The sequence below is a fragment of the Stenotrophomonas sp. TWI602 genome, from assembly GCF_039674045.1.
In the GTDB taxonomy this organism is placed as follows: Bacteria; Pseudomonadota; Gammaproteobacteria; order Xanthomonadales; family Xanthomonadaceae; genus Stenotrophomonas.
In genome coordinates this window covers 37,869-51,126 of record NZ_JBDJMT010000011.1, presented here as the reverse complement: position 1 = coordinate 51,126, position 13,258 = coordinate 37,869, and the positions used below count along the sequence as shown (strand labels likewise).

Sequence of the window (13,258 nt, the reverse complement as noted above, 5' to 3'; positions counted from 1 at the left end):
CGCGGGGTGGGGCCAGCGGGGTAGAGTGATCGCTGACTTCATGGACGTGGAAGGAGATGCAGATGGCGGTAAGACCCTTGGTGGCAGCGGATCTCGAACAGGCCAGCCGTGTATGCATGGCGGCCTTCATGGGATCGGTGGCGGAATCATTGCCTGCACTGGGTGTCGAGACCTTCAGCCGTATCGCCTCGGTGGAAGGGTTCCGTGCGCGCATGGTGCAGGACACTCTGATGTTCGCCTACGCGCAGGAGGAACGGATCATCGGTATCGCCGAGCTCAAGGAAGGGCGCCATGTCGCCATGCTGTTCGTCGACCCGGCGGCCCAGCAGCAGGGCATCGGCAAGGCACTGATGGCGGCCATGATCGAGCAGGCGCGTGTGGAGGTCCTGACCGTCAGCGCATCGCTCTCGTCGGTGCCTGCGTATGAGCGTTACGGCTTTGCCTGCAGCGCCGATGCCGCGGAATCCTCCGGGCTGCGCTACCAGCCGATGGAAATGCGCCTGGCGCCGCGCGCCTGACTTCACGCCGTTCAGTCGGCGCGTTCACGAAGGTGAGACAGCCGGCTGGCTACCGTGGAGTCCTGTCATTCAACCCGATTCGGGGAAAGGATCATCATGATCAAGTGGGCCATCATTTTTGCTGTCATCGGCCTGATTGCCGGCGCCCTCGGTTTCGCGGGCATCGGTGGCGCCGCGATCGGCATCGCCAAGTTCCTGTTCTGGGCGGGCATCATCATCGCTGTGGTGCTGTTCGTGCTGGGCATGACCATCGCCAAGAAAGTGACCTGACCGGCCGCGTAAAGACACTGCAGTCCCAGACAAAGGCCTGCGCGGTTTCGCGCAGGCCTTTTCGTTGGTGAGGCTGCACGAGCCTCGCAAGGCTCACTCGAAATACAGCGATACCCCCATCCCGGCCTGTGTGTCCGGGCTGTCGTCATCCAGCCCCACATCGAATGAGGCATCCAGCTGCACCGTCGGGGTCACCATCCAGGTGACGCCTGCGCCGGCCATCCCGGTCGAGGGATCGCCGTGGGTGTCGGTGAAGCCGGCTTCCAGATAGGTGCTGACGGTATCGGTGGCAGCGAAGCTCAGGCTCGGCGCCCAGGTGACGCTGTCCTCGCTGCCACCGCGGGCCACATTGGCGTACAGGGCCCCGGTCCAGTGATCATTGAAGCTGTACTCATAGCTCGCACCCAGCGCGTACTGCGTGGCGCCCTCGCTGAAGTCGCGCGAGCCGGTAGCGAACGTGGTGCTGGCCAGCAGCGCCACGGCGTGTTTTTCCGACGACAAGGGCAGGGCGAACTTCAGTCCGACGCCCAGGTCACCCGCACCGCTGCTGCGCTCGGCCGGTGCATCGCGCGGCGCCACCCGCAGGTGGTTCCAGGGCGAGGTGAAGGCCTGCAGTTCGAGATGCTCGACCAAGCCGATCCGGAGCGTGATGTCGGCACTGTACTGCGTGCTCAGCACGCCCGCGCTGTCGCGGTCGCGGCTGAAGCTGGGCAGTCCCGCCTCCAGCGCGACGCTACCGCGGGGCAGTGTCGAGGCGGCGAAGCCGATGCCGGGGCGGTCGAAGGCGAGGTCCGGCGGCGCGTCCTGTTGGGCATGCGCCGCACCGCAGAACAGCAGGGACAGCAGCAGGGCCGAACACCGCATGGGCACGCTCCGGGCCGGCCGATACCGGCATCAAGAAGCAGTCAGCCTGCCCCTTGGCCGGAATGTAGCACGGTGATTCCGGCGGTCATGTGCACGTAGCGGCGGCGTTTCGTCACTCAGTGCGGCGGCCGGGTCATGGCAATGAGGGCATCGCGTACGCGCTCGGTCGCGGCCTCCGGTGTGGCGTCACAGCCGAGCACGCAGGCGCGGAGCAGGAACCCATCGGCGGCGTGCCGTGCAGCGGTCAGTTGCGCGTCGCGACGGTCCAACGGATGCTCGCCCAGCACCGTATCCAGCCAGGAACGTCGGGCGGTGATCCATTCACTGTCGACCTGGTGCGGCCGACATGCCGGACTGATGGTGCGCCCGATGTCGAACAGCTCGGCGATGTAAGCCCGTGAGAAACGGCCGTGGGCCTGGCTGTCGCGGTCCATGCGGTGCTGGATCGCGCGGTGGAGATTGGCCACGATCGCGTGCGCGGCGAGGTCATCGTTGGCTGCTTGCAGCAGCGGGGTATCGGTTGCGTTGTTCATTCGCGCCTCCAGGACACCGGTGGGGGGAAAACGAGGAATCAGCCGCGCGGCAGGATCGGATCACCCTGCCGCAGCAGGGTGTCCAGCAGCGCGACGACGCGTTCACCCTGGCCCTCGCAGGCCAGTTCGAACGTGGTCTGCCCGTCGAGCGCGGGCAGTGGGGAATGCAGAATCCATTCAAGAACGGCGGCGCGGTCCGGTTCGATCTGCAAGGCCAGATCCGCGACACGACGTACGATTCCCTGACGCATGATCAGAATCCGTAACTGAGGGAGAGTGCGGCGGTATCCATGTGGTCGCCACGGGTCATCGGGCTGTCGCGCACGGCATCGGCCAGCGAGGTGCGGCGGATCGACGCAGTCGCGGTCCAGCGCGGCCCCAGCGGCATCACGGCGGCGATGTCCATGTAGGGCGACACACCGCTGCCGGCCGAGTAGTGCGCCAGGCCGCTGCGTGCCGCTTCGCGTTCACTGACGCCGAAGTAATAGTCGTTGAGATCGGCGCTGGTGTAGGTCACGCCCAGCGCAGGCATGAAGGTCACGCGGCCGGCCGGGATCGGGTAGGCGTACCGGGCATCGGCCGAAAAGCCGCCGCCATGTCCGGTGACTTCCGCCTGCGCATTGGCCTGCAGCACGCCCCATTCGGCCTGGTGCCGCCAGGAGACGCCCAGCATGCCGGACAGGCTGCGGTTGTCGAGCTGGCGCAGCTGCGGGTCGTGGCTGTCGCGGCGCTTGAAGCGCATCACGTATGGTGAGGCGGTCAGGGCAAGCTCGGACTGCGCGGTCTGGTGCAGGCGATAGCCCACGCTGCCACCGCGGAAGAAGAACGAACGGCCTTCCCAGCTGACGATCGGGGCGGCCAGACGATCGGTGTCATAGCCGGCGTAGGGGGCCTTGAGTGCGACGACGGCGATGCCGATGCTGCTTTTCCTGGCGCCCTCGGGGGCATCAGCCGCCTGCGCAGTGGCGGCGGTGAACGCACTGGCCAGGGCCAGGCCAAACAGCGGAAGGGAAGGGCGCGGAGAACGGAAACGGACGTGCATGGACCTGCCGAGGGGGAACAACCGGAGTGTCATGGTGGGCGCCCTACATTGTCGGAACGTTACGTCCGGCTGCGCGGTACCATCGCCTCCTTCGTACCCCGCAAGGCACCGCCCCATGCGCCTTCTTCTCTTGGAAGATGACCCGGAAATGGCCAGCGCGATCCAGGTCAGCCTGGCGCGCCACGGCATGGTGATCGACGTGGTCGGCACGATGGCGCAGGCCGATGAAGCCCTCAAGGCCGGCGTCCATCAGATCCTGCTGCTGGACCGGCAGCTGCCCGACGGCGACGGTGCCAGCTTCGTCCGGATCGCGCGTGAGCGCGTGCCCAACCTGCCGGTGATCATGTTGACCGCGCGCGATTCGGTGGCCGATCGGGTCACCGGCCTGGACGTGGGTGCGGATGATTACCTGACCAAGCCGTTCGCGGTCGAAGAGCTGCTCGCGCGCATCCGCGCGATCTCGCGGCGGCCCTCGCAGATCACCCTGCCGGTGTTGTCGCTGGGCCGGCTGCAGTTCGATTTCGTGGCGCGCGAAGCCCGCGTGTCCGAGGTGCTGCTGGCGCTGCCGCGGCGGCAGCTGCTGGTGCTCGAGGCACTGGCACTGCGGCAAGGGCGCACGGTGGGCCGCGCCTCGTTGCTGGAAGCCGTGTACGGCTTTGACGATGCGATCCAATCCAATGCGCTGGATGCGCACGTCTCCAAGCTGCGCAAAGCGCTGCTGGAAGCCGACGCGGGCGTGGAGATCCACGTCATGCGCGGCATCGGATATCTGCTCAAGGACACGCCGTGAGATTGCTCAAACCCGATTCCCTGGCGTTCAACCTGGTGTGGAAGGTCTGCCTGATCCAGGCGGCCACGATCGCCCTGGCCTTGAGTGCGATGGTGTTGACCTACGGCGACCGCCGTTCGGCCTATATCGACTGGAAGACCAGCGACCAGATCGCATCGGCCATCACCTTCGGTGCCCAGGGACTGGAGGCGGATCTGCCGAAGGTAGCGCTGGCCGTGCCACGGCCGCCGGCGACGTTCTGGTTCGCCGCGGCCGATGAGCGTGGCCGACGCCTGGTACATGGCGATGTTCCCGTGCAGTACCGTCAGTTGGTGGCACGGCTGGATCAGATCGAGCAGACCGACATCCGTACCCGCATCAATGCCGATGCGCTTGCCGTGCGCGTGGTGGTCGTTGTTCGGCCGGAAGGGCGGTTGCACGTGGCGGTAGGCGGCATTCCCGAACGCAGCATCGTGCGGCAGCTGCTGTTGATCTTCCGCTATCTGGGCGGCTGGATCGCGTTGCCGGTGCTGGTGATCACGCTGGTGGTGGCGCCATGGGTGATCCATCGCGCGCTGCGCGGGGTCAACCGCGTGGCGGCGCAGGCCGCAGCGATCCAGGTCAACGAGCGCGGCAGCGGCCTGGATACGCGTGCGGTGCCGCTGGAGATCTATCCGCTGGTGGACGCCTTCAACGCGGCCGTGCGCCGCATCGGCGAAAGCTACGATGCGCAGGATCGCTTCCTCGCCGGTGCAGCGCATGAACTGCGCATGCCGATCGCGATCCTCGCCACCCGCCTGGCCGATCTGCCGCCCGGTGATGCGCGTTCGCGCCTGCAGCTGGACCTGAGCCGGCTGAGCAACATCGCCGAGCAGCTGCTGGATCTGCAGCGGCTGGACCGGCACGGCAGCCAGTCCCAGCGTATCGATCTTTCCGCATTGACCCGCGACGTGGCCGCCGATGTCGCGCCACTGGTGGTGGATGCCGGCTACGGCTTTTCGGTGGATGCTCCGGATCAGCCGATCTGGGTCCGCGGGGATCCGCATGCGCTGCACCGGGTCATCGCCAGTCTGCTGCAGAACGCCATCGCCCACGGTGGCGGCCGCGGCATGATCGCCGTGGCGCTGCATGACGATGGGGGCCTGTCGGTCAGTGATGAAGGCCCGGGCGTGCCGGAGGCCGAACGGCTGTCCGTGTTCGAGCCGTTCCACCGGTTGCGGCCCAGCGGCAGTGGCAGTGGGTTGGGCCTGCACCTGGCGCGCGAAATCGTACTGCGCCATGCCGGCACCATCGCGGTGGACAGCGCCCCGGGCGGCGGCGCGCGGTTCCTGGTGGTGTTGCCGGTGGACCCGCGGCCGTTCCCGGGGGTGTCCCCGGCATGACCAATGGCAGGTGATCGGGCCGGGGCATCGTGGGACAACGGACCCGTCCCCCTTTCTGGTGCCGGTTCGATGCGCAGACGTTCGCTGTTCGGTGTGATCGTGGTATCCGGCTTGGCCCTGTCCGGCCTGTCCGCTTGCGCCACCTATGACGATGTCGCCTCGCGCCCGCAGTGCGAGGATTCGCCGCAGGTGAAGGACCTGCCGACGCAGGTCGCCCGCCGCGAAAGCCGCTGCAATGAGTTGAACATCCGGTTCAATGACGATCGCGGCGGCGACAGCAAGCCGCTCGATTTCGGCGGCAAGAACAAGGACGGTTGATCCCGCGTGGGATCAGCGTTTCGCCGGCCCGGCCGGCGGCGCAGCGCAGTAGGCGGTGATGATCTCGGCGGTGTTCTCCAGCCCCTTGGCCCTGGCCAGCTCCCATGGGCGTTCGCACTGCTGGGTGCGTTGGCACCAACGGTAGCCTGCCGAGCCGATGCACCCATGCGCATCGCGGTCCGCGCCGGGTACGCCTGCAGTGGGCGAGGAGGGTGACGGCGAAGGATGGGCGCAGGCGGTGAGGGCGGCGAGCAGGGGAAGCAGGGCAAGCAGGGCGGCTCGAATGGACATGCAGGCTCCGTAGGCGCTTGAGGTCGCGGGCAGTCTCGCGCCGGGTCTGTCGATGCCACGTGCAGGATGCAGGGTTCACTCCTCCATCACCGCGCGTGGGCTGATATGACGCTGGGCGATTCTGCCGATGCTGCGTTGCAGTCTGTGACGAGCACTGCGGAACGCGATGATGCGTTGAAGCAGGATGCGTGCGACCTGCCTGGATGGACGTCGCCGGTATCAGGTTTGACGCGAGGTTGTCAGCACCACTGCCAGGAGGCACCTCATGAAAACACTGTTTTCGATGCGTCACATCGCACTCGCTGCGGCGCTCACCTGTGTCTCGGCCCAGGCCGATGCCTGCACCCGCGTGGTGTACCTGGGCGACAACCAGGATGTGATCACGGCCCGCTCGATGGATTGGAAGAGCGATGTGGCCACCAACCTGTGGGTGCTGCCCAAAGGCATCGACCGTGATGGCCAGGCCGGCCCTCGCTCGATCCGCTGGACCTCGCGCTACGGCAGCGTGGTCGCCACCGGGTATGACATCTCCACCACCGATGGACTCAACGAAGCAGGGTTGTCAGCCAATCTGTTGTGGCTGGCAGAATCGCAGTATCCGCAGCAACGGGGCAGCAAACCGGGATTGGCGATCTCGTTGTGGGCGCAATACGTGCTCGACAACTTCGCCAGCGTTGCCGAGGCCGTCGCCGCCCTTGAGCGCGAGCCGTTTTCGATCGTGACGGACAAGGTGCCGGGCGAGTCCCGGCTGGCCACGCTGCACCTGTCCCTGTCCGACGCCAGCGGCGACAGCGCCATCGTGGAATACATCAACGGCAAGCAGGTGATCCATCACGATCGCGCCTATCAGGTGATGACCAACTCGCCTGTGTTCGATCAGCAACTGGCGCTCAACGCGTACTGGCAGGAGATCGGTGGCACCGTGATGCTGCCCGGCACCAACCGCTCGGCCGATCGCTTCGCCCGCGCGAAGTTCTACATCAACGCGATTCCCAAAAGCGAGGATCCGGTGGTGGCACTGGCCAGTGTGTTCAGTGTGATCCGCAATGTGTCCGTGCCGTATGGCATCACCACGCCGGGCGAGCCGAACATCTCCTCCACGCGCTGGCGGACGGTGGCCGACCACAAGCGCAAGCTGTATTTCTTTGAATCGGCGATGACGCCCAATACCTTCTGGGTGGATCTCAACAAGGCCGATTTCTCGCGCGGCGCTTCGGTGTTGAAACTCGACCTCGGGCCGGACCAGCGCAATGTATTCGCCGGCGACGCGCTGCCCCGGTTCCAGCCGTCCGAACCGTTCCGGTTCCTGGGCACCGACGGCTGAGCAAAATCAGACTAATCCGATAACAACGGGCTTCAACCTGCTCTATCGTTCCTGCTGAGGGATGGACCCCTCCCGTCGTGAGCTTTTCGCCCAGGCATGCCGCAAAGGAACGATCCGCATGGTGATCAAACTGCAACACATCGAACGCCGCTGGCACGTCGTGCATCCGGCCAAATCCGCACCGATTGCGTTCCGAAGCGGGGCCACCGCCTTCGATTTCGCCGATGCCCTGGCACGCGAGCACTATGCCGAGACCGGCGACAGCAGCGCCGTCCGGGTGCAGGTGCTGGAGACCTACGTGGACGCCGTCCGCTACGGCTGAGCCGGCCATCCAAGGCTGTCCGTGCGGATGTGACCGCCTGCCGTCCGTCCAGTCAGCCTCGCGTCGGGTACCTAAATAGGGGATGAAATCAGCGACTTCTGGCCTATGTCGCGCCGCCGGACGATCACCGATCCTGTGCGCCTCCCCCAACACGCAACGAGGATCCCATGTCGAACACGAGCCCTTCCCAGGCCGCCAGACGATTGCGCTGGGCCGTGGTGCCGGCGCTGATGGCGCTGGCCGGCGGCGCCCCGGCGCAGAACTACGACCGCTATTACGACGACGGTTACAACGGCGGTCCGGTGCGCTGCGAATCGATCAAGAACCGGACGCAGCAGTGCGCCTTGCCGGGACGCGCGCGCCTGGTGCGGCAGATTTCCGGCTCGCCCTGCGTTGAAGGCCAGACCTGGGGCCAGGCACGCAACGGCGTGTGGGTGACGCAGGGCTGCCGGGCCGAGTTCATCGCCGAGGGCGGCCGCGGCGGCCGCTGGAATGGCGGTGGGGGTGGCTGGGGCCACAACGGCGGCGGCAACAACGGCCGGGGCCAGATCCTGACCTGCGATTCCAACGACCATCGCCGTCAGCGCTGCGTGGCCAATGTCCGCCGCGAGGCGCGGCTGGTCCGCCAGACCTCGCGTAACGCCTGTATCGAAGGGCGGACCTGGGGCTGGGATCGCACCGGCGTCTGGGTGGATGGCGGCTGCCGCGCCCAGTTCCAGATCTACTGATGGCCGGTGCACCGCGTTTGAGCGCCCCCTGAGCGCTCAAACGAACGAGGCCGCGTCGATGGGACGCGGCCTCGCTGCTTTTCCTGAGCGCTCACCCAGTGGGGGCGCGCCGTGATTCAGCCGGCGGCGCTGAGCGTCTGGCCGCTCTTGACCAGCATCGGCCAGCGCTTGAGCACGGCCTTTCGGATGCCGGCGGCATCGATGCCGGCGTCGGCCAGCAGGTCTTCGCGGCTGGCATGGTGCTGGAAGCTGTCCGGCAGGCCCAGGTGCAGGAACGGCTTGAGCACGTTCTCGGCATTGAGCAGCTCGGCCACGCCGGAGCCGGCACCGCCGGCAACCACGTTGTCTTCGATGGTGACGAAGCCTTCATGGCGCTGCGCAAGTTCCAGCAGCAGGGCCCGGTCCAGTGGCTTGATGAAACGCATGTTGACCACGGTCAGGCCCAGTTCGCGGCCGACCTGTTCGGCGGCCGTCACGGTGCTGCCGAACGCGAGCAGGGCGATCCGGCTGCCCTGCAGGCGCAGCTCGGCCTTGCCGATCTCCAGCGTGGCCAGATCCGTACCGGCGGCGATGCCGGTCCCGCTGCCGCGCGGGTAGCGCACCGCAGCCGGGCCGGCGTAGCGCAGGCCGGTGGTCAGCATCTGGCGGCATTCGGCCTCATCGGACGGTGCCATGACCACCATGTGCGGCACGCAGCGCAGGAAGCTCAGGTCCAGGTTGCCGGCATGGGTCGCCCCGTCCGGGCCGACCACGCCGGCGCGGTCGATGGCGAACAGCACGTCCAGTTCCTGCACGGCCACGTCGTGGACCAGCTGGTCATACGCGCGCTGCAGGAAGGTCGAGTAGATCGCCACCACCGGCTTGGCGCCCTGGGTGGCCATGCCGGCCGCCAGGGTCACCGCGTGCTGCTCGGCGATGGCCACATCGAAGTAGCGCTCCGGGTATTCCTTGCTGAAGCGCACCAGGCCCGAACCTTCGCGCATCGCCGGGGTGATGCCCATCAGCTTCGGCTCGGCCGCGGCGGCATCGCACAGCCAGTCACTGAAGACGTCGGTATAGGTCGGCTTCTTGGCCCCGCCCTTGGAGACCAGGCCCTTGTCCGGATCGAACGGGCCGACCGCGTGATACCCGATCTGGTCACCCTCGGCGCGCTCGTAGCCCTTGCCCTTGGTGGTCATCACGTGCAGCAGCTTCAGGCCCTTCAGGCTCTTGAGCGTCTTCAGCGTGGCGACCAGCGCCGGCACGTCGTGGCCGTCGATCGGCCCGGTGTAATGGAAGCCCATTTCCTCGAAGAACGTGGACGGCACGAACATGCCCTTCCAGTGCTCTTCCCAGCGCTTGACGAAGCGCGCGGTCGGGTTGTGCTTCTTGTCGCCGAGGATCTTCTTGCCACCTTCGCGCAGCGCATTGAGCGTGCGGCTGCCGGTGGCGCGGCCGAGCATCTTGGTCAGCCCGCCCACGGCCTCGGAGATCGACATGTTGTTGTCGTTGAGGATCACCAGCAGGTTCGGTTCCTGCTCCATGCCGCCGGCGTGGTTGAGCGCCTCGTAAGCCATGCCGGCGGTCATCGCGCCATCGCCGATCACGGCCACGACCTTGCGGTCATCGCCTTCGGCCTGGCGTGCGATCGCCATGCCCAGCGCCGCCGAGATGGAGGTGGAGGAATGGCCGACACCGAAGGTGTCGTACTCGCTTTCCTCGCGCTTGGGGAACGGCGCGACGCCGTCCTTCTGCTTGACCGTGTGGATCTCGTCGCGGCGGCCGGTCAGGATCTTGTGCGGGTAGGTCTGATGACCCACATCCCACACCAGCTGATCGACGGGCGTCTGATACAGGTAGTGCAGGGCGACGGTCAGTTCGATCACGCCCAGGCCGGCGCCGAAATGGCCGCCGCTCTTGCCGACCGACTCAATCAGGTAGGCACGCAGTTCATCCGCGATCGCGGGCAGTTCGGATTCTTCGAACCTGCGCAGGTCATCCGGTGACTGGATGCGCGCAAGGCGGGGATAGCGGGCGGAATCGATCATGTTTATCGCGCTTCTTCTGAGCGCCTATTTTCCCCCCCAAATGAGGGTGGGGCAAGCAAACCGCCTTTTCAGTGAGTAAACGGTGACGGAGGCTGCGACAGAACGTCGCAGCGCGCTCAGGCGCAGAGCTTGGAACGCTTGGGCAACTGCGCCTTCAGGAATGCCATCTGATCGGCCAGGATGTTGCGGTTGGACAGGATCATGTGCTCGATCCAGCTCGGCCGATAGGGCACGGCGAGCAGCGGCATGCTGGCCTGCTGCGGGGTCCGGTTGCTCTTGCGCGAGTTGCAGTGGAAGCAGGCGCTGACCACGTTCTCCCACACGTCCAGGCCGCCCTTGGAGAGCGGCATGACGTGGTCGCGGGTCAGTTGCGGGCGGTTGAACTGTTGCCCGCAGTACAGGCACAGGTGCGAATCGCGCGCGAACAGCGCGGGATTGGACAGATTCGGGGTGGGGTCGATCGCGCGGGAGCGCGCATGCCCGCGGGCGGCGATGATCGGGTGCAGGTCCAAGCCGCTTTGCAGGCCGGTGGTGCGGCAGATGCCGCCGTGGATGTGCAGGCAGGGGTCGCCCAGGGTCCAGGCCACCGCGCCACGCGCGTAGAGGCAGGAGGCGTCCTGCCAATTGATCCAGTCGAGTACGCGCCCATGGGCGTCCAGGGCCAATAACCTCACCGAGCCGGGCCGATGCAGCGTAACGATCGGCGACACCTCGGCGACCGGGGCGGACGAGGCTCCGGTATCGATCAGACCCAAGCGTGTAGTGTCTGTCTCCATCGGGAAAACAGCTTATACCCGAATCGTTACGAATTGGGTATAGGGGCTTGCGCCCTTACCCGATTCGTAACGATTCGGACAGGCATTCCACCTTAACCCCGCGCCGTTGGCGCGCCCCCTTGAACATCAAGGGGGCTTTTCTCCAGAAGGTGTATCGGGGTGCCGACCAACGGTCGGTACCTACCGACGATCAGGCGTCGGTATTCCGGCGGGCGGTCGGCACCTGCGCGGCAATCAGGTAGCCACCGACCGTTGGTCGGTGGTCTGGCAGCCGATCAGCCTTCGCCGAAATGCGCGTCGGTCATCGCCATCAACGGTTCGGCGCCGGACTGGATCGCGGCGGCGTGGCTGAGGGTGCGCGGCAGCACGCGGGCGAAGTAGAAGCGGGCCGTCTCGCGCTTGGCCTGCTTGAACGCGTCGCTCTGCGCGGAGGCCTCGGCGGCAGCGACGCTGCGGGCCCACCAGTAGGCCAGCACCACATAGCCCGAGTAGAACAGGTAATCGAAGCTGGCTGCGCCGAGTTCATCGGGGTTGGTGGCCGCGCGCTGCAGGGTCGCCATGGTCAGCTTGGCCCACTCGTCGGCCTTGGCGCGCAGCGGGGCAATGAATTCGGCCAGCGCTTCGTTGCCTTCATTGGCCTTGGCGAAGGCCTCGATCTCGGCCAGCATCAGCTTCAGCCCCGCGCCCTGGCTGGAGGCGGTCTTGCGGCCGATCAGGTCCAGCGCCTGGATGCCGGTGGTGCCTTCATACAGCGTGGTGATGCGCGCATCGCGGGCCAGCTGCTCCATGCCGTGCTCGCGGATGTAGCCGTGGCCACCGAAGCACTGCAGCGCGTTGTAGGTGTTCTCGATACCCCATTCGGTCTGGCATGCCTTGGAGATCGGGGTCAGGAAGCTCACCAGCGTGTCCGCGCGTTCGCGCTCGCCGGCATCCTCGGCGTGGTGGGCGACGTCGATCAGGGTGGCCGCGTGCAGGGCCAGCAGGCGGCTGCCTTCGACCAGCGATTTGATGGTCAGCAGCATGCGCCGCACATCCGGGTGGACCAGGATCGGGTCGGCCGGCTTTTCCGGGTTTTTCGCACCGCTCAGCGAACGCGACTGCAGGCGCTCGCGGGCGTACTTCAGTGCGTTCTGGTAGGCCCGCTCGGACAGGCCGATGCCCTGCAGGCCGACGCCCAGGCGCGCGGTGTTCATCATGGTGAACATTGCCTGCAGGCCCTTGTGCGGCTGACCCACCAGGTAGCCTTCGGCACCGTCGAAGTTCATCACGCAGGTGACCGAGCCCTTGATGCCCATCTTGTGTTCGATCGAGCCGCAGCGCAGCGCATTGCGCTCGCCCACCTTGCCCTCGCGATCGACCTTGAACTTCGGGGTGACGAACAGCGAAATGCCCTTGGCCCCGGCCGGTGCGTCGGGCAGCTTGGCCAGCACCAGGTGCACGATGTTGTCGGTAAGGTCGTGCTCGCCGGCGGTGATGAATATCTTGGTGCCGGTGATCGCATAGCTGCCATCCGCGTTCGGCTCGGCCTTGGTCTTGAGCAGGCCAAGATCGGTGCCGCAATGCGGTTCGGTCAGGCACATGGTGCCGGTCCAGCGGCCGTCGATCAGCGGCTTGAGGAAGGCGTCCTGCTGCCAGGCCTCGCCATGCTGCTTGAGCGCTTCGATCGCACCGTGCGAGAGCAGCGGGAAGTTGCCCCACGCCAGGTTGGCGGCATTGATCATTTCATTGAGCGGCACGCCCAACGTATGCGGCAGGCCTTGGCCACCCAGTTCCGGTGCAGCGGTCAGACCGGTCCAGCCGCCGTCCACGAACTGGGCGTAGGCCTGCTTGAAGCCCGGCGGGGTGGTGACCTCGCCGGTCGCCTGGTCGAGGACGCAGCCGATCTCATCGCCCACGCTGTTCAACGGCGCCAGCACGCTGGCACTGAAACGGCCGGCTTCTTCCAGCACGGCATCCACCACATCGGCGGTGGCATCGGTCAGGCCAAGGCGCGCGAACAGCGGCTCGACCTTGAGCACGTCATGCAGGGCGAAACGGATATCGGAAAGCGGGGCGGTGTAGCTGCTCATCGGGGACAGTCTCGATCAGTGGCGA

At 66.5% G+C, this 13,258-nt stretch carries 16 protein-coding genes; 8 read left to right on the top strand and 8 right to left on the bottom strand.

Going from position 1 to position 13,258, the window contains the following annotated elements; genetic code table 11:
* Positions 1 to 62 precede the first annotated feature (62 nt).
* Positions 63 to 518, top strand: a complete 456-nt coding sequence (locus tag ABE483_RS11955; RefSeq protein WP_313218944.1) for a GNAT family N-acetyltransferase — start codon at positions 63 to 65, stop codon at positions 516 to 518.
* Between the two features lie 96 nt (positions 519 to 614).
* A complete protein-coding gene (locus ABE483_RS11950) occupies positions 615 to 788 on the top strand; it encodes a DUF1328 family protein (protein ID WP_019182774.1) in 174 nt (57 codons plus the stop codon).
* Between the two features lie 93 nt (positions 789 to 881).
* Here ABE483_RS11950 and ABE483_RS11945 read toward each other — a convergent pair whose 3' ends face one another.
* The 4 genes from ABE483_RS11945 to ABE483_RS11930 all read right to left on the bottom strand — a co-directional run bounded on the left by ABE483_RS11945 (position 882) and on the right by ABE483_RS11930 (position 3,227).
* On the bottom strand, positions 882 to 1,652 hold the full coding sequence (locus ABE483_RS11945; RefSeq protein WP_346481751.1) for a transporter: 771 nt from the start codon (positions 1,650 to 1,652) through the stop codon (positions 882 to 884).
* A 116-nt stretch (positions 1,653 to 1,768) separates the two neighbouring features.
* Positions 1,769 to 2,185, bottom strand: coding sequence for a hypothetical protein (locus tag ABE483_RS11940; RefSeq protein WP_313208987.1), 417 nt, complete (start codon positions 2,183 to 2,185; stop codon positions 1,769 to 1,771).
* Positions 2,186 to 2,223: 38 nt separating this feature from the next.
* A complete protein-coding gene (locus tag ABE483_RS11935) occupies positions 2,224 to 2,436 on the bottom strand; it encodes a hypothetical protein (RefSeq protein WP_313208988.1) in 213 nt (70 codons plus the stop codon).
* A gap of 2 nt (positions 2,437 to 2,438) precedes the next feature.
* On the bottom strand, positions 2,439 to 3,227 hold the full coding sequence (locus tag ABE483_RS11930) for a MipA/OmpV family protein (protein WP_313218940.1): 789 nt from the start codon (positions 3,225 to 3,227) through the stop codon (positions 2,439 to 2,441).
* A gap of 115 nt (positions 3,228 to 3,342) precedes the next feature.
* Here ABE483_RS11930 and ABE483_RS11925 point away from each other — a divergent pair, with 115 nt between their 5' ends.
* The 3 genes from ABE483_RS11925 to ABE483_RS11915 all read left to right on the top strand — a co-directional run bounded on the left by ABE483_RS11925 (position 3,343) and on the right by ABE483_RS11915 (position 5,696).
* Entirely contained in the window at positions 3,343 to 4,017 is a 675-nt protein-coding gene (locus ABE483_RS11925) for a response regulator transcription factor (protein WP_313208990.1), read from the top strand.
* Entirely contained in the window at positions 4,014 to 5,378 is a 1,365-nt protein-coding gene (locus ABE483_RS11920; protein WP_346463798.1) for a HAMP domain-containing sensor histidine kinase, read from the top strand. Before ABE483_RS11925 ends, ABE483_RS11920 begins: the two co-directional genes overlap by 4 nt.
* A gap of 69 nt (positions 5,379 to 5,447) precedes the next feature.
* Entirely contained in the window at positions 5,448 to 5,696 is a 249-nt protein-coding gene (locus tag ABE483_RS11915) for a hypothetical protein (protein WP_313208992.1), read from the top strand.
* A gap of 12 nt (positions 5,697 to 5,708) precedes the next feature.
* On the opposite strand, the gene ABE483_RS11910 is transcribed toward ABE483_RS11915, so the two are convergent.
* A complete protein-coding gene (locus tag ABE483_RS11910; protein ID WP_346481750.1) occupies positions 5,709 to 5,987 on the bottom strand; it encodes a peptidase in 279 nt (92 codons plus the stop codon).
* 283 nt (positions 5,988 to 6,270) lie between these two features.
* Between ABE483_RS11910 and ABE483_RS11905 the strand changes: the two genes are divergently transcribed.
* The 3 genes from ABE483_RS11905 to ABE483_RS11895 all read left to right on the top strand — a co-directional run bounded on the left by ABE483_RS11905 (position 6,271) and on the right by ABE483_RS11895 (position 8,361).
* Complete coding sequence (locus tag ABE483_RS11905) at positions 6,271 to 7,311, top strand: linear amide C-N hydrolase (protein ID WP_313219225.1); 1,041 nt, start codon at positions 6,271 to 6,273, stop codon at positions 7,309 to 7,311.
* A gap of 118 nt (positions 7,312 to 7,429) precedes the next feature.
* Positions 7,430 to 7,633, top strand: a complete 204-nt coding sequence (locus ABE483_RS11900) for a hypothetical protein (protein ID WP_313208993.1) — start codon at positions 7,430 to 7,432, stop codon at positions 7,631 to 7,633.
* A gap of 167 nt (positions 7,634 to 7,800) precedes the next feature.
* The gene (locus tag ABE483_RS11895; RefSeq protein WP_346481749.1) at positions 7,801 to 8,361 is read left to right on the top strand and encodes a DUF3011 domain-containing protein; all 561 of its coding nucleotides are present in this window, start codon (positions 7,801 to 7,803) and stop codon (positions 8,359 to 8,361) included.
* Between the two features lie 116 nt (positions 8,362 to 8,477).
* Here ABE483_RS11895 and dxs read toward each other — a convergent pair whose 3' ends face one another.
* The 3 genes from dxs to ABE483_RS11880 all read right to left on the bottom strand — a co-directional run bounded on the left by dxs (position 8,478) and on the right by ABE483_RS11880 (position 13,233).
* Positions 8,478 to 10,388, bottom strand: a complete 1,911-nt coding sequence (dxs, locus tag ABE483_RS11890) for a 1-deoxy-D-xylulose-5-phosphate synthase (protein ID WP_313218937.1) — start codon at positions 10,386 to 10,388, stop codon at positions 8,478 to 8,480.
* 116 nt (positions 10,389 to 10,504) lie between these two features.
* Entirely contained in the window at positions 10,505 to 11,164 is a 660-nt protein-coding gene (locus ABE483_RS11885; protein WP_088432555.1) for an HNH endonuclease, read from the bottom strand.
* A gap of 275 nt (positions 11,165 to 11,439) precedes the next feature.
* Complete coding sequence (locus ABE483_RS11880; RefSeq protein ID WP_123730684.1) at positions 11,440 to 13,233, bottom strand: acyl-CoA dehydrogenase C-terminal domain-containing protein; 1,794 nt, start codon at positions 13,231 to 13,233, stop codon at positions 11,440 to 11,442.
* Positions 13,234 to 13,258: the final 25 nt, after the last annotated feature.